The sequence below is a fragment of the Herbaspirillum sp. NPDC087042 genome (genome assembly GCF_044745245.1).
Lineage (GTDB): Bacteria > Pseudomonadota > Gammaproteobacteria > Burkholderiales > Burkholderiaceae_D > Herbaspirillum.
The window spans coordinates 100,344-120,746 of sequence record NZ_JBIUZW010000005.1 but is presented as its reverse complement, the minus strand read 5'-3'; the positions used below and the strand labels follow the sequence as shown (position 1 = coordinate 120,746).

Here is a 20,403-nt window from a genome sequence, read left to right as displayed (position 1 = left end):
CCCGAACGGGCTTAGGTGGAGCGGGGACGCTCAAACATTGACTCCGTTCGCCCTGAGTAGCCGCGTAGCGGCGTATCGAAGGGCAGATTCAGGACACCTTACTCAATTCAATTACCGGCCACGATACTCATGACCGCCATGCGCACCGCGATGCCGAAGGTCACCTGCGGCAGGATCACGGCCTGGGCGCCATCGGCCACGGCCGAGTCGATCTCCACGCCGCGGTTCATCGGGCCCGGGTGCATCACGATGGCGTCCGGCTTGGCCAGCGCCAGGCGCTCCGGGGTCAGGCCGTAGCTCTTGAAGAACTCCTGCGCCGAGGGCAGCAGGGCGCCGCTCATACGCTCGTTCTGCAGGCGCAGCATGATGATCACGTCGACGTCCTTCAAGCCCTCTTCCATGTTGTGGAAGACGCGCACGCCCATCTGCTCCAGGCCGCTGGGCAACAGCGTACGCGGGCCGATGGCGCGCACTTCGGGTACGCCCAGCGTGGTCAGTGCATGGATGTCGGAACGCGCCACGCGGCTGTGCAGGATGTCACCCACGATGGCCACGCGCAGGTTGCTGAAGTCCTTCTTGTAGTGACGGATGGTGTACATGTCCAGCAGACCCTGGGTCGGGTGCGCGTGACGGCCGTCACCGGCGTTGACCACGTGGACATGCGACTGCTTGGTGTCGATCAGGTGCTTGGCGATCAGGAAGGGTGCGCCCGACTGCGCGTGGCGCACCACGAACATGTCGGCGTGCATGGCCGCCAGGTTGTCGATGGTGTCCAGCAGCGACTCGCCCTTGCTGGTGCTGGAGGCCTGGATGTTCAGGTTGATCACGTCCGCCGAGAGACGCTTGGAGGCGATCTCGAAGGTGGTGCGGGTGCGCGTGGAGTTTTCGAAGAACAGGTTGAAGACGCTCTTGCCGCGCATCAGCGGCACCTTCTTGACTTCGCGATCGCCGATGCTGACGAAGGACGAGGCCGTATCGAGGATGTGGGTCAGGATGGCGCGAGGCAGGCCCTCGATGGTCAACAGGTGTTGCAGTTCGCCGTTTTTGTTCAGTTGTGGATTAAGCATGGACCACCGTGAGAGTGAAGCGGCCGTCGTCGGCGCGTTGCAATTGCAGGTTTTCTTGTTTGGACAGCGCAACCGAGGTCGCCAGGAAGTCCGCCGTGATCGGCAACTCGCGACCACCGCGGTCCACCAGGGCCGCCAGCAGCACGCGTGCCGGGCGGCCGTAGTCGAACAGTTCGTTGATGGCCGCACGGGTGGTGCGTCCGGTATAGAGCACGTCGTCGATGAGCAGGATGGTGGCGCCCTCGACATCGAAGGGGATCTGGCTGGGTTTCACATCGGCGCGCAAGCCCTTTTCGGAAAAGTCGTCGCGATAGAAGGAAACGTCCACGAAGCCCAGCCGCGCGGCCAGGCCCAGTTCAGCCGCCAGCCGCTCGGCCAGCCAGGCGCCGCCCGAATGGATGCCCACCAGCGCAAGCTCGGTTGCGCCTTGCAGGCCGGCCTTGATCTGCTGCACCAGGTCCTGGTACAGCGCTTCTGCATCAAGCTGGGAAGGTGTTGTGCTCATGAATGTGCGTCGTCAAAGTATTGCTGCAAAATGATGGCGGCGGCCTGGTCGTCGATCTGCTCGCCGCGCTGGTGTTCGATCACTGCCGAACTGTAGCGCTCGTCCACCAGCGTCACTGCCACGCCATGGCGGCCGTGCAGCTGGTTGGCGAAACGGCGGCAGCGCACGCTCATCTCGTGCTCGGCGCCGTCGGGGTGCAGCGGCAGGCCGACCACGCAGCGCGCCGGCTGCCATTCGGCGATCAGGCGCGCGATGGCGGCAAACTTGCCGTCATTGGTCGGCTCGCTGATCACCGTCAGCGGCTGCGCCTGCTTCAGGCCGGTATTGCCCACGGCCACGCCGATGCGCTTCAAGCCGAAGTCGAAGGCCAGTACGGTATCCAAGCTTGTCCTTATGCCCGTCCGGCGTCGCCGGAGAGCATCACCGGGTCGATGCCCAGCAGGGCCAGCGCCGCCGTGAAACGTTCTTCCACCGGCAGCTCGAAGATGATGGCCGGATCGGCCTTGACCGTCAGCCAGCCGTTGCGACCGATCTCGCCCTCCAGCTGGCCCGGGCTCCAGCCCGAGCAACCCAGGGTCACCAGCACGCGCTCCGGTCCATTGCCATGGGCCACCGCCTCCAGCACATCCTTGGAGGTGGTCAGGGCGACATCATCGGTCACCTGCAGGGTGGAGGAATACTTTTCCGAGCTCGAATGCAGCACGAAGCCGCGCTCCACCTGCACCGGGCCGCCGAACATCACCGGCCGGCGGTACAGCTCCGGCAGGGCCTCGGGCGTATCGGGCTGGATCTCGAGCTTGAGGTTGATGCGGTCGAACAGCACATCCATGGTCATGTCGGTGGGCTTGTTGATGACCACGCCCAGGGCGCCGTTATGGTTGTGCTCGCACAGGTAGACCACCGTGCCGCCGAAGATCGGGTCCAGCATGGACGGCATGGCGATGAGGAAGTGGTTGGTCAGGTCCAGCTCCAGCGGGGGCCGGGTTTCCTCGCCGGCATCGTCCTCGCCCTCGGGGTGCTGGCCGGATGCGGCCGCGCCAGCCTGGTGGGTGAGAGCGTCGGAAAGGAAGGGATCGAAAGCACCAAAGGATTCCGAGGATTCGTCGAAATCCTCGGCTGAAAAACTGAAGGGAGAATTACGTCTCTTGATCATCCCGACATTTTAGCAGTTTTGGCCGCCTCCCCATGTGAACAAAGGGGCAGCGCCGCCATTGCCAGCAAGAAAGAGGCCTGCCGGCAATGGCGATGCTCAGTTTCCGGCCAGCATCTGCGCCACGGCCTGGCGCGCCTGGGCGCCCAGCTCGGCCAGGTCCAGACCGGGGATGGCGTCGTCCCGTACCACGGCCCGGCCAGCGACCCACAATGCCTTCAGGAAAGGCCGTCCACCCGAGGCCACCGGGCCGATGGCCGGGTCGTGCAGGCCGAAGTAGCGCGGATCATCCAGGCGATACAGGGCGATGTCCGCCTGCTGCCCCACCTGCAGGCCATCCAGCGCCCCCAGCCCCAGCACGCGGGCGCCGCCGCTACTGCCCCAGCGCACCACATCTTCCACCGTGGCCTCGTCGGCGCCGCCCTCGAAGTGGCCGCCACGCCAGGAGGGGGTGGCTTCCTGGCCGCGGCGGGCGCGCTGCATCAGCCAGGCGGCATGGGTTTCCGAGATCATGTCGGCGGCTTCATTGGAGGCTGCCCCATCCACGCCGATGGACACCGGCACGCCCGCGGCCTCCAGGGCGCGGATGGGCGCAATGCCGCTGCCCAGCCGGCCATTGCTCTGCGGGCAATGGGCGATGCCGGTGCCAGTGCGGCCCAGCAGGGCGATCTCGGCCTCATCGAGCTTGACCAGATGCGCGAACCACACATCCGGCCCCAGCCAGCCGATGCGCTCGCAGAACTCCACCGGCGTGCAGCCGTGCATGGCATGCGCGCTGTCCTGGTAGCCGACCGTCTCCGAAAGATGGCTGTGCAGGCGCAGGCCCATCGCGCGCGCGGCCAGGGCGATCTCGCGCAACTCCTCGGGGGCGGCCGAGTACAGCGGCGTGGTCGGCGCCATCACCACCCGTCGCATCGCCGCTGGCGAGGGATCATGGAAGCGCCTGGCCAGCCGGCCCATGTCGGCGAGGAAGCCCTCCAGCGTCTCCGGCCGCAAGGCGCTGGGCAATTCTGCCTCCAGCTGGCGGGTGCGGGTGGCGGTGCCACGGCATAGCACGAAACGCAGGCCCAGCCGCCCGGCTTCGTCGAAGAGGATCTCCGAGGTATCGAAGGGCATGCCCGGGTAGTACAGGTAGTTGTGGTCGGCAATGGTGCCGCAGCCCGAGCGCAGCAGCTCTACCATGCCGATGCGTGCGGCCAGCCGGAACAGGTCGGCATCGAAGCGCGCCCGGTAACGATAGGGTGTGGCCGCCAGCCAGGGCGTGAGCGTGGCATTGATGCCCAGCGGATCACCCTTCAACAGCGACTGGAACAGGTGGTGATGGGTATTGACCCAGGCCGGGTAGGCCACGCAATCGCCGGCCTCCAGCACCTCTTCACCGGGCAGCGCATCGAGCTTGCCGATGGCGGCGATGACGCCATCGCGCACCCGGATGTCCGGCCCGGCATGACGCGCGGCGGCGCCGGGCAGGCCGGTCATGATGGCTTGCAGGTTCCTGATCAGGAAAGTGGTCATGGTCAATCGACTCCGTGAGGTGACATGTTCAACCCATCTCGCTTTCATGCCAGCCGGCCAGCATGGCGCGCGAGAGCGCACTCATGAGCCAGAACAGCAGGATGCCGGTCAGGGTAATCAACAGCAGCGCCGCAAACAGGCGCGGGATGTTCAACTGGAAGCCCGCCTGCAGGATCTGGTAGGCCAGTCCCGAGCCGGTGCCACCGGTGCCGGCCACGAACTCGGCCACCACCGCACCGATCAGCGCCAGCCCGCTGGAGATGCGCAGGCCGGCGAAGAAATACGGCAAGGCACTGGGAATACGCAGGCGCCAGAGCGTCTGCCAGCGCGTGGCGCGGTTGAGCCTGAACAGGTTCAACAAGCCCGGATTGACACTGCGCAGTCCCAGCGTGGTGTTGGAGATGATCGGAAACAGCGCCATGATGGTCGCACAGACGGTCAACGCGGCCGTGGTGTCCTTGACCCAGATGATGATCAGCGGCGCGATCGCCGCAATGGGCGTGACCTGCAGGATGATCGCATAAGGAAACAGGCTGATCTCGATGAAGCGGCTCTGCACGAACACGAAGGCCAGCGCCACGCCCAGCGTCACCGCCAGCGCGAAGGCGAGGAAGGTGATCTTCAGCGTCACCAGCAACGCGTCCAGCAGCATGCCCCAATCCGCCACCAGGGTACGAGCGATCACCACGGGCGACGGCACCAGGTAGGGCGGCACCTCCAGCAGCGTACACACGGTCTGCCACAGCAGCAGCAAGGCCGTGCCGATGGACAGGGGCGCGACCACGCGCCAGAAGCCGGGACGGTTGACCAGCGGTTCAGTGTTGGGCTTCATGATCACCTCCCTGCTGGTTGGCCAGCGTCAGGTAGTCCGACAGGGTCTTGCAATACTGCAGGAACGGCGCCGAGATGCGGAAAGCCTCATCGCGCGGCCCTGGTACATCGATGGCCACATCGGCGATGACACGCCCGGGGCGCGCGGCCATCACGATCACCCGCGACGACAGGAACACCGCCTCGTAGATGCTGTGGGTCACGAACACCACCGTCAGGTCTTGCCGGCTCCAGATATCACGCAGGTCGGCATCGAGCCGGTTGCGGGTGAATTCATCGAGCGCGCCGAAGGGCTCATCCATGAGCAGCAGGTTGGGCGAGGTCGCCAATGCCCGGGCGATGGAGGCGCGCATCTGCATGCCGCCGGACAACTCCCTTGGCAGCACGTGGTGGAATTTTTCCAGCCCCACCAGCTTCAGGGCGGCCGTCACCCGCGCCTCGGCTTGCGCGCGCGGGACATGACGCAGGTCCAGCGGCAGGCGCGCATTCTGCGCCACCGTGGCCCAGGGCATCAGCGTGGCTTCCTGGAACACCATGGCCAGCGTGCGCTCGGGCATACCGACGGTGGCCAGGTTGCCGCCCCACCAGCGCAGATGGCCGTGCGAGGGTTCTTCCAGCCCGGCGAACATCTTCAGCAGGGTACTCTTGCCGCAGCCGGACGGGCCCAGCAGCGAGACGAACTCGCCCCGCCCGATATCGAGCCTGACTTCGTCCAGTGCCCGGGTGCCGTTGCGGTAGGTCTTCTCCACCCGCTGCGCCGACAGCACCGGGGCCGCTGCAGGCTCGACGGCTGCCCCCTCCTGCTCCCATGCCGCGGCCTGCGACATGGCGTGATCGTCTCTGTCCATCTTGGCTCCTTGCCGGCTCATGCCGAGGGATGAATGCGGAACACTTCGCGCTCGCCGTGTGCTTCCAGCAGCTCCAGCAACATGCGGCGCATGATCAGGCCCGGACGGTCGGACGCCATATGGAATTCCTGGCGGCGCCGCACATCGATGCAGGCATCGGGATCGGTGGCTTCCAGGATCTCGCGGTCTTCCACCAGGATGGGCGCATCCCAGGCGATCAGCTCGGCCTCGGAACACTGCTCCTCGGTATCGTTGCGATACAGCCATTGCGCCAGCATGATGGAACCGTCGTCGATGGGCGTGGCGCAGTTGTAGATGATGTGATGCCGGCCACTCTCGGGATAGGTACAACCGAAGCGTCGCACGAAGGGCAGGTACCAGCGGTTGAACATGTGACGCACCGTGGTATCGGCGGTGCTGCCGGTGACGCGGTGACTGGCCGCCACGTTCTTGATCGGCACCCGCGTCTCGGCCTCGAAGCCGTAGTCGGTTTCCTCGATCTCGTACTTCTCCGGCTTGGGTTGGTCGTACAGGCCGAAGGTGGCCCGATGCACGTAGCTGAAGTGGGAATTGTCGAAGGAATTCTCCATCATGCGCAGTGCGCTGGTCTCCCAGCGTTCATAGAACTGGAAGATGCGCCGGTAGCCCGGTGCGCCATCCTCGGGAAACTCCGGGATATCGCGCAGCGGATCTTCCAGCGCCACCCACACGTAGCCGTAGCGCTCCTTGCAGTGATAGGACTTCACGCAGGCCCCCGATGGCACGCTGCCATCGACGCTTTGCGGCACGCGCACGCAGGCCCCCTCGCCATTGAAGGTCCAGCCGTGATAGCCGCAGACGATGTTGCCATTCTCCACAAACCCCTTGGAGAGCCTGGCCGTGCGATGACAGCAGCGATCCTGCAGCGCCGCCGGGCTGCCGTCTTCCTTGAGCCACACGACCAGCTTCTCGCCCAGCAGCGTGAACGGCTGCGGACCTTGCTTCAATTGCGCTATCGGCATGAGCGCATACCAGAACCTGCGCAAGACTTTCTGTTGGGTGACCAGCATGGTGGTACTCCTTCTGCTTGGGGCTGTGGACTTGTGTTATCCACAGCGCCGGCCGGCGCGCCAATACGGTCGCCTTCGCCGGAACAATGCTGCTCGTCAGGGCATGACCTTCATGTCCTTGACGAACTGGGTGGTATAGGCCTTGTGGTAGTCGGTGCCGGCCTTGAGCAGACCGGTGGCGACCATCACGTCATAGGTCTGCTTCCAGCGCTCGTCGGTCATGACGCCGATGCCGGACTTGGCCGCGTCGCCGCCGGTGACCACCTTGAGTTCCTTGAGCTTGCCCAGTGCATAGGCCAGTTGCTCGTCGCTCATGTTCTTGTTGTCTTGCTTGATGAGGGCATTGGCCGGGGCGGGATCTTCCAGGTAACTCTTCCAGCCCTCGGCGGTGGCCTTGACGAAACGCTGCACCAGATCAGGTTTGGTGGCGACCGTCTTCTGCAGCGTGACGATGGTGGTGCCATAGGGCGGATAGCCTTCGCTGGCAAAGAGGAAGAACCGGCTCTTCACTCCCGCCTTGTCGGCCTGGAACAGCTCCGACGAGGGATAGGCCTGCTGCGCGATAGCGGGGTCGGCAAAGAAGGGCTGCAGGTTGAAGGTATAGGCCCTCGACTGCGCATCGTTATAGCCATACTTGGACTTGAGCCAGGGCCACCAGCTCGCCTGGCCAGAACCTGCCACCAGGATGGTCTTGTTCTTCAGGCCGCCCAGGCCGCTGACGTCGTCATGGGTCATCATGCCCTGCAGGTCGGACTGGAAGGAGGTCCCCACTGTCACCAGCGGCAAGCCCTGCTCGATGCCCTTCATGACGGTGAAGTCGTAGCCCATGCTGAAGTCGGCCTGCCCGGCCACCAGCAACTGCATGTTGTTGACCTGCGGGCCGCCCATCTTGATGGTCACGTCCATGCCGTACTTCTTGTAGATGCCCTTGGCCACGGCCTGGTAGAAGCCGCCATGTTCAGCCTGTGCATACCAGTTCGACAGCAGCGTGACCTTGTCCTCGGCATGGGCCACGCCCGCCATCGGCCATGCCGCCACGCCCAGCAACAGCCCTGCCATACCGCGCATGAACGCGCGCTTGCACATCATCGTCTTCATCTTCGCCTTCCTCTCCAGGTGGGTTGAACTTGCCTTGCCTACGGTCATGCCTGTCATCGATCCAGTATCAGCCTCGCCCCTGCGCAGCGCGACACGCACGGCATCAGCGTGCGCCCGCTGGCGCGTGCCGCGACACCGAGCACGCTGTCGCGATGCAGGGGCTGGCCCTCCAGCACGGTGCTCTCGCAACTGCCACAGAAACCCTCGCCGCAGGAGGTGCCGATCTCCACCCCTGCCTGTGCGGCAGCGGCCACGATGCTCTGCCCGCGCGCCACGATGCAGCGCACGCCAGAACGTTGCAGCACCAGCTCGAAGGCGGTGTCCACAACCGCTGCATCGGGTGGTGCCGCGACTGGCGAAATGGGGGCCGAAAACAATTCGATATGGATGTCGTCCTCGCGCCAGCCCGACTGCCGCGCATGACGACGCGCTGCATCGATGAAGGGGGCGGGGCCGCAGACATAGAGCGGCGTAGAGCGTGGCGACGCCGCCAGCGCTGCGGCAATCGCGGCCTCGGTCTCGGGACCATCCAGGCCGAGATGCAGCGACAGGCCGTGGGTGATGCCAGCGAGCTCATGGAAGAAGGCCGCATGCGCCAGGCTGCGGGCAAAGTAATGCAAGCGATGCCGACGGCCGTCCTGCGCCAGCTCGGCCGCCATCGCATAGAGTGGCGTGATGCCGATGCCGGCCCCCAGCAGCAGGGGCGCGCGCGCGTCAGCCACCAGCGGGAAGGCATTGGACGGCGCCGATGCCGTCATCAGGCAGCCCGGCTCCACCTGCTCATGCATCCAGGCCGAACCGCCACGCGAGGCGGGTTCCCGCTTGACGGCGATGACGTAGCGATCACGCTGCTGCGGCGTATTGCACAGGGAATAGGCGCGCGTCAGTCCCGGCGCCAGGTGCAGGCGCAGGTGCGCGCCCGCGCTCCACTGCGGCAAGGCCTGGCCATGCTCATGGACCAGTTCGAACAGGCGGATATCGGCTGCCAGCTCGCACACCGCCGCGACACGCAAGGGCAGCACGGTGGCGTCATGGGCATCGACCAGGACATCGACGAGGGCGTTCATCGTCCACCTCGGCGGGAGCGGGTGACGTAAAAGTGCAGAAGGAAAGACGCCGACGGACGCGGCAGGAAGAAAAATGGCGGAGCGTGGGCGATGGGCATGATCTCGTGTCCTATGGAATATCCAGGACCATCGGAAAGATCCGATGGCGTCACGAGCAATGCCCCGCAAGCCGATTTGGAACCGACTGCTAGCCGCTTCTACTCACTGAGGGATATAGCAAGGCGCGTGCCAATGCGCTGCCCCGCCAGCGTCCCCCATCCGTCCACGTATCGCCGCCGCTGCAATGAAAAAAGGACGGCATGTGCCGTCCTTCGGTGCAAGCCGGATGCACAAATTGGTGCATCCCGCCTTGCGTCACATCAAATGCGCACCATCAGGATGCCGCACTCACGCCACCCCGTGACTCTTGAACCAGGCCACCACCTTGACCCAGGCATCCTTGGCATCGGCCTCGACATAGCTGGGCCGGTAGTCGGCATTGAAGGCATGGCCGGAATTGGCGTAGACGTGGAATTCCGACTTGTTGCCGGCCTTCTGCAGGGCCTCCTTCATCTGTTCCACGCTGGCCACCGAAATACCGGGATCCTTGCCACCGTACAGGCCGATGACCGGGGTCTTGAGCGAGGCAGCGATATCGATGGGCTGCTGCGGGAACAGCGCCGTGTTCTCGCCCACCAGGCGGCCATACCAGGCCGCACCGGCCCGGACCTTGGGATTGTGGGCGCTGTAGAGCCAGACGATGCGGCCACCCCAGCAGAAACCGTTGATGCCCAGGCGACTGAGGTCGCCACCGTTCTCGCCGGCCCATTTCACATAGGCGTCGATATCGCCCATGACCTGCGCATCGGACACCTTGGAAATGATGTCCTTCTGCAGCTCGGCAATGGAGGTATAGGCCATGGGATTGCCCTGGCGCACGAAGAAGTCCGGTGCGATGGCCAGGTAGCCCAGCTTGGCGAAGCGCCGGGCGATATCGGCGATGTGTTCATGCACGCCAAAGATTTCCGAGACCACGATGATCACCGGCAAGCCGGTCTTGCCCTCGGGCTGGGCGCGATAGGCCGGCACGCGCTGGCCGCCGACGTCGATGGCCACCTCACCGGCAGTCAGGCCCTGGGTATCGGTCTTGATCATGGTCTGCGCGCAGACCGGCATGACGGCCGCGGCAAAGCCGGTGCCCAGCGCGGTCTTGAGGAAGGTGCGGCGGTCAGCGGTGGCGGGCAGGCTGCTCTGGCCCACCAGGCTGTCGAAATCGTTGCGAAGCTCGTTCATCAGGTTCTCCGTCGTGGTGGCGCTTGGCCGCGCCGTATCTATGAGAGGGGAAGTGACTCAGGATCCATGAAAAAGCGGCCTGCATGCAGGCCGCCGCAGGTCGCTTTCTCGTGATCGCGCCCGCTTGTTCTCTGGCACGACCGGCGCATCCTAGCCGGATACTAACCGTAAATCGACTGCCCCGTTCAAGCATGCGCCGCCAACGTGCTGCCGCCCGGCAGTTCCGGTGCCCCGGGGGTGACATCGATGATGCGCTCGGCCACCGGCTGTGCATAGGAGGGCGCTGCATGGGCCTGCGCGGCATCCAGGCGGAAGACGCTGACCAGCTGCTGCAGGCCGGAGGCCTGTTCCTGCAGGGAGCGCGCCGCCGCCGCGGCCTGCTCCACCAGCGCCGCATTCTGCTGGGTCATGTCGTCGATCTGGATGATCGCTTCATTGACCTGTTCGATGCCGCCGCTCTGCTCGCGGTTGGCGTGGGTGATCTCGGTCATCACGTCAGTCACGCGCTTGATGCTGGTGACGATGTCATTCATGGTGCTGCCGGCCTGCTCGACCAGCTTGCTGCCGTTTTCCACCTTGCCCACGGAGTCGCCGATGAGCACCTTGATTTCCTTGGCAGCCGAGGCCGAACGCTGCGCCAGCGAGCGCACCTCGGACGCCACCACGGCGAAGCCGCGCCCCTGCTCGCCGGCGCGCGCTGCCTCGACGGCGGCGTTCAGGGCCAGGATATTGGTCTGGAAGGCGATGCCATCGATGACGCTGACGATATCGGCCACCTTCTGCGACGAGTCGTTGATCGATTGCATGGTCTGCACCACCTGCGAGACGATGCTGCCGCCCTGCACCGCCACGTCGGAGGCGGCCAGCGCCAGGTCGTTGGCCTGGTGGGCGTTCTCGGCGTTCTGCTTGACGGTGGAATTCAATTGCTCCATCGAGGAGGCGGTCTCTTCCAGGGCGCCGGCCTGCTGCTCGGTGCGCGAGGACAGGTCGAGGTTGCCGCGCGCGATCTCGGCGGAGGCGGTGGTGATGGTCTCGGAACCCTTGCGCACCTCGGCCACGATGGCGGCCAGCTTGTCGCGCATCACGCGCATGGCGGCCATCAGGCTGTCGTTGTCGCCGCTGCGGGTGTGGATGACCACGGCCAGGTCGCCCTCGGCGATCTGGCCGGCGATCTGTACCGCGTAGTCGGGTTCACCGCCCAGCTTGCGCAGCAGGTGACGGGTCAGCCACACGGCGGCCAGGATGGCGGTGATCACGCCTACGGCGCTGATGATGAGCATCAGCAGGCGCGCCCGTGCATAGGCCGCGGCGCTGGCCTCGGCGGCCTCCTTGTTGACCTTGTCTTCGAGGGCGGCCAGGGCCTTGAGCTCGACCTGCCAGGACTTCTGCACGGGCAGGTATTGTTCCTTCAGGAATTGCGCCAGTTCATAGGCTTCGCGGCGCTTGCCGAATTCCACCGCCTCGTTGATCAGCTTCTCGGCATTGGTGGCCTGGGCCTGGATCTTGGGCAGGGCGGCCTTTTCCTCGTCGGTGGTGTCCGGCGATCCGGCAAAGAGCTGCTGCAGTTTCTGCGCCGCCATCTTGTACTTGAGCGTCTGGGCCTCGATGTACTGCGCCTCGATATCGACGTCCTCGGGCGCCGCCGGCAGCATCAGGTTGCGCAGCGAGATGGAACGCTCGCCCACGGTCTCCATCATGTCCTTGACCAGGGCGCTCTCGGGATTCTTGACCTCGACCACATGGGTGAAGCGTCCCTGCACCTGGTGCATGTTGAAGATGCCGAACGCGGTGACGATCACCAGCAACAGCACCACCCACGCAAACCCGAGCCCCAGGCGCGTCCCCATTTTGATCCCAGATTTCATCTCGTCTCCTCCTCGTTGGTCATCGCAGACCGGACGGAAAGACGAGGGGGCGTGCGCCGCGCCCATGGCGCGTGCCGATGCCGTGATGTTCTTGTCCCCTGCTCGCTTCCCTGCCCTGGCCTGCGTCGGGCCGGACCAGGCCTGGTCCGGCTCAGTGTGTCGTCCCGTCTTGTCATGCCTGCGGTTGCGACGCCAGCCTGCCGTTTTTCTAATTCTCGATGCGCGGGCTTATTAGTTTGCCAGCTTGATAGTTAATTAACTTGCAAGGTACATCAGCGAAGCGACACCGCCACACCTCAGGTGTGGCGGTGATGTTGCCTGGATGACCACATGTCATCCAGCGTGCCGGCACAGTTGTGCCGGCTTGCCGATTTAGTGTGCCTCGTCCCAATTCTTACCGATTCCGACCTCGGCAAGCAAGGGAACTTTCAGCTCCGCAACATTTTTCATCAGTTCGGGCAGCTTTTCACGCACCAGCGCCAGTTCCTGTTGTGGAACTTCCAACACCAGTTCATCGTGGACCTGCATGATCATGCGCGTCTTCAGGCCAGCCGTTTCCAGCCAGCCCTGCACGGCGATCATGGCCAGCTTGATCAGGTCGGCGGCGGTGCCCTGCATGGGCGCGTTGATCGCCGCACGCTCGGCCCCCTGACGGCGCGGACCATTGGGCGAATTGATCTCGGGCAGCCACAGGCGACGACCGAACACGGTTTCCACATAGCCGCGCGCCTTGGCTTGCAGGCGGGTCTCGTCCATATAGCGCTTCACGCCGGCGAAGCGCTGGAAGTACTTGTCGATGTACATCTGCGCGGCCGAGCGCTCGATGCCCAGGTTGCCGGCCAGGCCGAAGGCGCTCATGCCATAGATCAGGCCGAAGTTGATCACCTTGGCGTAGCGACGCTGCTCGGACTCGACCTGCTCGGGCGCGATGCCGAAGATCTCGGCGGCGGTGGCGCGGTGGATATCCTCGTTGTTGGCAAAGGCCTTGAGCATGTTCTCGTCTTCGGAGATATGGGCCATGATGCGCAGCTCGATCTGCGAATAGTCGGCCGAGACGATCACGCTGCCTTCGGGGGCGACGAAGGCTTCGCGGATGCGGCGTCCCTCGGCGGTACGGATGGGGATGTTCTGCAGGTTGGGATCGTTGGAGGCCAGGCGACCGGTCACGGCCACCGCCTGCGCGTAATTGGTGTGGACGCGCCCGGTGACCGGATTGATCATCTTGGGCAGCTTGTCGGTATAGGTGGACTTGAGCTTGGAGAGGCCGCGATAGTCCAGCAGCACCTTGGGCAGCGGGTAGTCCTCGGCCAGTTTCTGCAGCACCTCTTCGTCGGTGGAGGGCGCGCCCGAGGCGGTCTTCTTCACCACCGGCAGCTCCAGCTTGCCGAACAGGATCTCGCCCAGTTGCTTGGGCGAATTCAGGTTGAAGGGCTGGCCCGCCAGTTCATAGGCCTGCTGCTCGATCTCCAGCATGCGCCGGCCCAGGTCGTGCGATTGCTGGCCCAGGATCTCGCTATTGATCAGCACGCCGTTGCGCTCGATCTTCTGCAACACCACCGAGGTCGGGACCTCGATCTTTTCATAGATGAAGCGCAGCTTGTCGTCGTGCTCGATCTGCGGCCACATGGCGTGGTGCAGGGCCAGCGTGACCTCGGCATCCTCGGCGGCGTATTCGGTGGCGCGCTCGATGGCGACTTCATTGAAGCCGATCTGCGAGGCGCCCTTGCCGCAGACCTCGGCATAGGTAATGGTCTTGCGTTCCAGGTGGCGCGCGGCCAGGCTGTCCATGTCGTGGGTGCGGTGCGACTCGAAGACATAGGATTCCAGCAGCGTGTCGTGCTTCACGCCGGCCAGGGCGATGCCGTAGTTGGCAAAGATGTGGCTGTCGTACTTCAGGTGCTGGCCCAGCTTGGCCTTGGTGGCATCTTCCAGCCAGGGTTTCAGGCGCGCCAGCACGTGCTCGCGCGCCAGTTGCGGCGGCGCATCCTGGTAGTTGTGCGCCACCGGGATGTAGGCCGCACGTCCTGGCGTGCAGCACAGCGAAATGCCGACCAGCTCGGCCTGCATGGCTTCCAGCGAGGTGGTCTCGGTGTCCACCGCCGTCAGCTCGGCGGCATCGATGGTCGCGATCCACTGGTCCAGCTGCGCATCGGTCAGCACGGTCTCGTACTCGACGGCCGTGGCCGGGGCAAACAGGCCGCCCTGTGCCGGCGCCTCCGCTTCGGCAGACGCTCCCCCCTTGGCCGTTCCTGCTGCCGGCGCAGACGCCGGTGCCGATGCTGCGCCATCGCTGACCTCGCGCAGCCAGGTGCGGAAATTGTTGCGCGTGAAGAGATCCTTCAGGGTCTCATTGTCCTGCGGCTGCATGGTCAGCGATTCGAGGATGCCGACCATGTGCGCCGACAGGTCGCAATCGGTCTTCACCGTCACCAGCACGCGGCCTTGCGGCAGCCAGTCCAGCGCGCGACGCAGGTTCTCGCCGACCACACCGCTGATCTTGTCGGCATTGGCCATGACGCCATCGAGCGAATCATAGGCGGTGAGCCACTTGACGGCGGTCTTGGGACCGCACTTCTCCACGCCCGGCACGTTGTCGACGGTGTCGCCGATGAGGCTGAGATAGTCCACGATGCGCGTGGGCGGCACGCCGAATTTTGCAGTCACGCCGGCAATGTCGAGAACTTCATTGCTCATGGTGTTGACCAAGGTAACGTGTTCGTCGACCAGCTGGGCCATGTCCTTGTCGCCGGTGGAGATGATGGTCTCCAGGCCCGCCGCGGTGGCCTGCACCGACAGGGTGCCGATGACGTCATCGGCCTCGATGCCCTCGACCATCAGGATGGGCCAGCCCAGCGCGCGCACGGCGGCGTGGATGGGTTCGATCTGCAGGGCCAGGTCTTCCGGCATGGACTTGCGGGTGGCCTTGTAGTCGGGATAGAGATCGTCGCGGAAGGTCTTGCCCTTGGCGTCGAATACACAGGCAACGTAACTTGCGGGATAATCGTTGCGCAGGCGGCGCAGCATATTGATGATGCCGTACAGCGCACCGGTGGGCGCGCCCTCAGCGTTACGCATATCGGGCAGGGCATGGAATGCGCGATACAGGTAACTGGACCCATCAACTAACAACAAGGTTTTTTGCATATGGAACAGAGAGGAAAGAATGTCCCGCGCCTGCGGGAAGTGGGAGACATCGAACGCGCTACCGCAAAGAAAGCGCGCGAGTCGTGGCATGTACTCACGATTATGGCAGAATTCATCGAATCGACCGAACGTCTGTCGGAGCTGCGTCCCGCGGTTTCCATCTTCGGCTCTGCCCGCATCAAGCCCGACAATCCCTATTACACGCTGTGCGTGGACATCGCCCGCCGCATCTCCGATGCTGGCTATGCCGTCATCTCCGGTGGCGGCCCGGGCATCATGGAGGCCGCCAACCGTGGCGCCTATGACGGCGCCTCGCCCTCAGTGGGCCTGAACATCCAGCTGCCGCACGAGCAGCATGGCAATCCCTGGCAGGACATCTCGCTGTCGTTCCGCCATTTCTTCGCCCGCAAGGTAGCCTTCGTCAAGTATGCCGATGCCTATGTGGTGCTGCCGGGCGGCTTCGGCACGCTCGACGAACTCACCGAGGCACTGACCCTGATGCAGACCGGCAAGTCGCGCATGATGCCGGTGATCCTGGTGGGCAGCGAGTTCTGGGCCGGCCTGGTGGACTGGATCAAGACCCGCCTGGTGGACGACGGCATGATCTCGGCCAAGGACGTCGACCTGCTGCAGGTCATCGACGACCCGGCCGAGGTGCTGGCGGCGATCCAGAAATTCCATGCCGAGAAGACCACCCCGGCCGAGGAAACCCAGATCGAGTCGGAACGGCAGAGCGGGATGTTCCTCTGATCCTTGCGAAGCATTGCAAACCGGGGCCCGTGGCGAAAGCCACGGGCTTTTTCCTGCCCGCAACGATGTTGCCTTCCTGATCATTCCGCCAAGAAACGCAGGAGCCCCATCACAATGGTTTGCTACAATGAACAAAACAACACCCACCATTTCCCTGCAAACATCATGAAACCATCCAACGTCTGGTTCAAAGAGTCCCTGGCAGCCGTGCTGCTGTGCGCATCGGCTGGCCTGGCCGCGCCGCTGGCGGTAGCGCAAACCGCCGCGCCAGGCCTGGCTGCCCAGCCCGCACCGCCGCCGCCCGAGCTGGAAAAGCTGGAAGAAGGCGAACCGCCGGCCGTGACCATCCGTAAGCCGGGCGAGGATGCACGTACCCAGGGCAATACCATCACCGAGCGCCGCGATCACGGCCAGGTCAAGGAAATCGAGGTCAAGTCCGGCCCCAGCACCTACTACCTGCGTCCGCAGAGCGTGGGTACCGCCACGCCGGGCGATGCGCCCAGCGCACCGGGCACCAATCCTCAATGGAAGGTGGGCGAGTTCGACTGGGGCGTCAAGAAGCCGCAACAGGACGGCGACACCGACAGCAAGAAGTAAGCGCTACCGTTGCCCCGCCTGGCTGAGGCCGGCGGGCATCACCCCGGCTGCACAGTGCAGCCGGTTCCGGGACCGGAAAGCGCGCGCAGCAGCCGCCTTTCCGCTTGCCTGCCGATCCCGTCGGCATGTGCACGCATCATCACGTACCACTCTTTCAATTTCGTCATGGCAGTCTTTACACCGGTCAGTCTGGACCAACTCTCCGACTGGATCCAACAATTCCCGCTGGGCCGCGCCACCTCGATCAAGGGCATTTCCTCTGGCATCGAGAACAGCAATTTCTTCATCGGTACCGACAGCGGCGAATACGTGCTGACCCTGTTCGAGAAACTGCACATCGAACAATTGCCCTTCTACCTGGAGCTCATGCGCCACCTGGCGCAACGCGGCATCCCGGTGCCGGCGCCGGTACCCAATGACAAGGGCGCCATCGTCAATCTGCTCAACGACAAGCCGGCGGCCATCGTCAGTAAGCTCGAAGGCGAATCCCAGCTCGACCCGCAGCCGGTCCATTGCGCCGCGCTGGGCGACATGCTGGCGCGCATGCACCTGGCGGCCAAGGACTTCAAGATCATGCAGCCCAACCTGCGCGGCCTGGCCTGGTGGCTGGAAACCACGCCGGCGGTGCTGCCCTTCCTGCCGGCCGAGCTGGGCAGCCTGCTGGCCGACGAAGTGCAATTCCAGAAGGAATTCGCCGCCACCGCCGACTACCGCGCCCTGCCGCGCGGCCCGGTGCATGCCGACCTGTTCCGCAACAACGCCATGTTCGTGGGCGAGAAGCTGTCGGGCATCTTCGATTTCTACTTCGCCGGTTGCGACACCTGGCTCTTCGACCTGGCCGTGACCGTCAACGACTGGTGCGTGGAGCTGGACACGGGCGTGCTCGATATCGCCCGTGCCGACGCCATGCTGGCGGCCTACCGCGCCGTGCGTCCGTTCTCGGAGGCCGAGCGCATTGCCTGGCAGCCGATGCTGCGCGCCGCCGCGCTGCGCTTCTGGCTCTCGCGCCTGTATGATTTCTACCTGCCGCGCGAGGCCGAGATGCTCACGCCGCATGATCCCACCCATTTCGAACGCATCCTGCGCCTGCGCATCAAGGAAACGCCGCCGGCGCTGTAACGACTGGACTTATGGAAAAGATCCCCGCACATACCGGCTGGTCCTGGGTCAAGCAAGGCTTTGCGCTGTTCCGCAAGCAGCCGGCCGAGATGTCCACGCTATTCCTGGCCTACATGTTCCTGATGCTGATACTGGGCATCATCCCGGTGCTCGGCCAGATGCTGCCGCTGATCCTCATCCCGCTGTTCTCGATGTCCTTCATGCAGGCCTGCGCCCAGGTCGAGAAGGGCGAACGGGTCTATCCCAACCTCTTGCTGCTGGCCTTCCGCAGCCCGGTGCGCAACACTCTCTTCAAGCTGGGTCTGCTGTACCTGCTGGTGGCTACCATCGTGGTGGCGGCCTCGGCGCTGGCCGATGGCGGCGTGTTCTGGAAAGCCATGATGGGCGGTGGCCTCTCCACCAAGGAACTCGAAAGCGCGGCCGGCAGCATGCGCATCGCCATGCTCGTCGCCGCAGCCCTCTATGTGCCGGCGGCCATGGCCTTCTGGTATGCCGCACCGCTGATCATGTGGCAACAGATGTCGCTGGGCAAGGCACTGTTCTACAGCTTCTTCAGCGTGCGCCGCGCCGGTGGCGCCTTCCTGGTCTACGGCCTGGCCTGGATCGTGATCGCCATCGTGGTGCCCACCATCATCAGCATGGCCATCACCCTGGCCACCGGCAGCCTCAGCGCCGTCTTCTTCGTGCTGCTGCCGATCTCCATCCTCTTGACGGTGGTCATGTACTGTTCCTTTTATCCGACTTACACTACGGTCTTCGGAAAGCCCCCCAGAGGCTTAGCCAGCCCGTCGCAGAGCGGAGACAAACTCGTCTGACAACGACGGCGCCTGCCAGCCGGCTGTCGTAGCGCGCGTTCCCCACGGGAGAGGGGGACACGCCGCACAGTGCGCATCTGCGCCCGCCAGCCTGGGCCGCTTTCCATCACACCAAGGCAACTTTATACGGGGTACAAGATGCGCATGAATATGCCGGTCACGGGCGTGGAACGCCCGCTGGTCGATGGCAAGGCCATTGTTTCCAAGACCGATCTCAAGGGCAACATCACCTACGTCAATCCTTACTTCATCGAGATCAGCGGTTTCGACGAACAGGAATTGCTGGGCGCGCCGCAGAACCTGATCCGCCATCCGGACATGCCCGGCGAAGCCTTCGCCGACATGTGGGCCACCATCAAGGGCGGCACGCCCTGGACCGGCCTGGTCAAGAACCGCAGCAAGAATGGCGACCACTACTGGGTACGCGCCAATGTCACCCCGATCCGCGAGAATGGCCAGGTAGTCGGCTACATGTCGGTGCGCACCTGCCCCGAGCGCGATGCGGTCAAGGCTGCCGAGACACTGTATGCCACCATCCGCCGCGGCCAGGCCAAGGGCATCGCCCTGCATCGCGGCGAAGTGGTGCGTACCGGCCTGGCGGGCTGGCTGGGCAAGCTCTCGCGCATGCAGTTGAATACCCGTCTGAACCTGTCCATGGGCATCATGCTGGCCATCCAGTTGTCGGTGGTGTTCGCCGGCATCGCCACGCTGCACCAGTGGTGGATCAGCGCGCTGGCAGCCGCCTCAGCGGTACTCTCGATCGTGCAATGGATCGCCCTGCGCCACGCCCTCATCAAGCCGCTGCACCAGGCCCTGGACATCACCCACGCCATCACCGGTGGTGACCTCTCGGTACGCATCGAACCCGGCCGCCACGACGAACTGGGACGCCTCCTGGCATCGCTGCGGCAGATGACGGTCAACCTCACCGCCATCATCGGCGACGTGCGCTCCAATGTGGAGAGCATCACGCTGGCCACGCGCGAGATCGCCACCGGCAACATCGACCTGTCGCGCCGCACTGAGGCACAGGCGGCCAACCTGGAAGAGACCGCCTCCAGCATGCAGCAACTGTCCTCGACGGTGCGCCAGAATGCCGATCACGCCGTGCAGGCCAACGAACTGGCGGGTACCGCCTCGTCCATCGCCATGAAGGGCGGCGACGCGGTGGCCAGCACCGGCACCACCATGAACGAGATCAGCGAATCGTCCAAGAAGATCGTGGACATCATCGGCCTGATCGACAGCATCGCCTTCCAGACCAACATCCTGGCGCTCAACGCCGCGGTGGAAGCGGCCCGTGCCGGCGAACAGGGACGCGGCTTTGCCGTGGTGGCCTCCGAGGTGCGCTCGCTGGCGCAACGCTCGGCCGCAGCGGCCAAGGAGATCAAGCAGCTCATCGATGACTCGGTGGAAAAGGTCGACGTCGGCAATCGCCAGGTGGAACAGGCCAGCAGCACCATGCGCGACATCGTGGCTTCGGTGCAACGTGTCTCGGGCATCATGGGTGAGATCAGCGAAGCCACGCTGCAACAGAGCGCCGGCATCAACCAGGTTCACGAAGCCATCACGCAGATGGATGCCAGCACCCAGCAGAATGCCTCGCTGGTGGAAGAAGCAGCTGCCGCTGCCACCAGCCTGGAAGAACAGACCATGCGATTGCTGCAGGCCATCTCGGTCTTCAAGTTCAAGCGCAGGTAAGCCCGCAGCA

General features: G+C 64.5%; 18 protein-coding genes. 5 read left to right on the top strand and 13 right to left on the bottom strand.

Annotation, left to right across the window (positions count from 1 at the left end):
- Positions 1–107: 107 nt before the first annotated feature.
- The 13 genes from ACIPHN_RS09170 to polA form a co-directional block, all read right to left on the bottom strand.
- The gene (locus ACIPHN_RS09170) at positions 108–1,067 is read right to left on the bottom strand and encodes an aspartate carbamoyltransferase catalytic subunit (protein ID WP_400435435.1); all 960 of its coding nucleotides are present in this window, start codon (positions 1,065–1,067) and stop codon (positions 108–110) included.
- Positions 1,060–1,572 (bottom strand): bifunctional pyr operon transcriptional regulator/uracil phosphoribosyltransferase PyrR, encoded by a 513-nt coding sequence (pyrR, locus tag ACIPHN_RS09165; RefSeq protein ID WP_400435433.1) that lies wholly within the window; start codon positions 1,570–1,572, stop codon positions 1,060–1,062. Before pyrR ends, ACIPHN_RS09170 begins: the two co-directional genes overlap by 8 nt.
- On the bottom strand, positions 1,569–1,955 hold the full coding sequence (ruvX, locus tag ACIPHN_RS09160; RefSeq protein WP_400435431.1) for a Holliday junction resolvase RuvX: 387 nt from the start codon (positions 1,953–1,955) through the stop codon (positions 1,569–1,571). The genes pyrR and ruvX overlap by 4 nt, the downstream gene beginning before the upstream one ends.
- An 8-nt stretch (positions 1,956–1,963) precedes the next feature.
- A complete protein-coding gene (locus ACIPHN_RS09155; protein ID WP_400435429.1) occupies positions 1,964–2,725 on the bottom strand; it encodes a YqgE/AlgH family protein in 762 nt (253 codons plus the stop codon).
- Positions 2,726–2,821: 96 nt separating this feature from the next.
- A complete protein-coding gene (locus tag ACIPHN_RS09150) occupies positions 2,822–4,237 on the bottom strand; it encodes an amidohydrolase family protein (protein ID WP_400435427.1) in 1,416 nt (471 codons plus the stop codon).
- Between the two features lie 28 nt (positions 4,238–4,265).
- Positions 4,266–5,069, bottom strand: a complete 804-nt coding sequence (locus ACIPHN_RS09145) for an ABC transporter permease (protein ID WP_400435425.1) — start codon at positions 5,067–5,069, stop codon at positions 4,266–4,268.
- Entirely contained in the window at positions 5,053–5,916 is an 864-nt protein-coding gene (locus ACIPHN_RS09140; RefSeq protein ID WP_400435423.1) for an ABC transporter ATP-binding protein, read from the bottom strand. Before ACIPHN_RS09140 ends, ACIPHN_RS09145 begins: the two co-directional genes overlap by 17 nt.
- Before the next feature lie 17 nt (positions 5,917–5,933).
- The gene (locus ACIPHN_RS09135; RefSeq protein WP_400435421.1) at positions 5,934–6,965 is read right to left on the bottom strand and encodes a Rieske 2Fe-2S domain-containing protein; all 1,032 of its coding nucleotides are present in this window, start codon (positions 6,963–6,965) and stop codon (positions 5,934–5,936) included.
- Between the two features lie 96 nt (positions 6,966–7,061).
- Positions 7,062–8,063, bottom strand: a complete 1,002-nt coding sequence (locus ACIPHN_RS09130) for an ABC transporter substrate-binding protein (protein ID WP_400435419.1) — start codon at positions 8,061–8,063, stop codon at positions 7,062–7,064.
- Between the two features lie 53 nt (positions 8,064–8,116).
- On the bottom strand, positions 8,117–9,130 hold the full coding sequence (locus ACIPHN_RS09125) for a PDR/VanB family oxidoreductase (RefSeq protein ID WP_400435417.1): 1,014 nt from the start codon (positions 9,128–9,130) through the stop codon (positions 8,117–8,119).
- A gap of 387 nt (positions 9,131–9,517) precedes the next feature.
- Entirely contained in the window at positions 9,518–10,402 is an 885-nt protein-coding gene (locus ACIPHN_RS09120) for a dienelactone hydrolase family protein (protein ID WP_400435415.1), read from the bottom strand.
- A 185-nt stretch (positions 10,403–10,587) separates the two neighbouring features.
- Complete coding sequence (locus ACIPHN_RS09115) at positions 10,588–12,267, bottom strand: methyl-accepting chemotaxis protein (RefSeq protein WP_400435413.1); 1,680 nt, start codon at positions 12,265–12,267, stop codon at positions 10,588–10,590.
- A gap of 372 nt (positions 12,268–12,639) precedes the next feature.
- Positions 12,640–15,411 carry a DNA polymerase I gene (polA, locus tag ACIPHN_RS09110; protein ID WP_400435411.1) on the bottom strand — a complete coding sequence of 924 codons (2,772 nt, stop codon included), beginning with the start codon at positions 15,409–15,411 and terminating at the stop codon, positions 12,640–12,642.
- Between polA and ACIPHN_RS09105 the strand changes: the two genes are divergently transcribed.
- The 5 genes from ACIPHN_RS09105 (at position 15,412) to ACIPHN_RS09085 (ending at position 20,393) form a co-directional block, all read left to right on the top strand.
- Positions 15,412–16,161, top strand: a complete 750-nt coding sequence (locus ACIPHN_RS09105) for a TIGR00730 family Rossman fold protein (RefSeq protein WP_400435409.1) — start codon at positions 15,412–15,414, stop codon at positions 16,159–16,161. It begins immediately after the preceding gene.
- Positions 16,162–16,326: 165 nt separating this feature from the next.
- Positions 16,327–16,758 (top strand): hypothetical protein, encoded by a 432-nt coding sequence (locus tag ACIPHN_RS09100; protein WP_400435407.1) that lies wholly within the window; start codon positions 16,327–16,329, stop codon positions 16,756–16,758.
- 165 nt (positions 16,759–16,923) lie between these two features.
- Positions 16,924–17,877, top strand: a complete 954-nt coding sequence (locus ACIPHN_RS09095) for a homoserine kinase (protein WP_400435405.1) — start codon at positions 16,924–16,926, stop codon at positions 17,875–17,877.
- Between the two features lie 11 nt (positions 17,878–17,888).
- Complete coding sequence (locus tag ACIPHN_RS09090) at positions 17,889–18,692, top strand: BPSS1780 family membrane protein (RefSeq protein WP_400435403.1); 804 nt, start codon at positions 17,889–17,891, stop codon at positions 18,690–18,692.
- A gap of 138 nt (positions 18,693–18,830) precedes the next feature.
- Positions 18,831–20,393 (top strand): methyl-accepting chemotaxis protein, encoded by a 1,563-nt coding sequence (locus ACIPHN_RS09085; RefSeq protein ID WP_400435401.1) that lies wholly within the window; start codon positions 18,831–18,833, stop codon positions 20,391–20,393.
- The last annotated feature ends 10 nt before the right edge of the window (positions 20,394–20,403 follow it).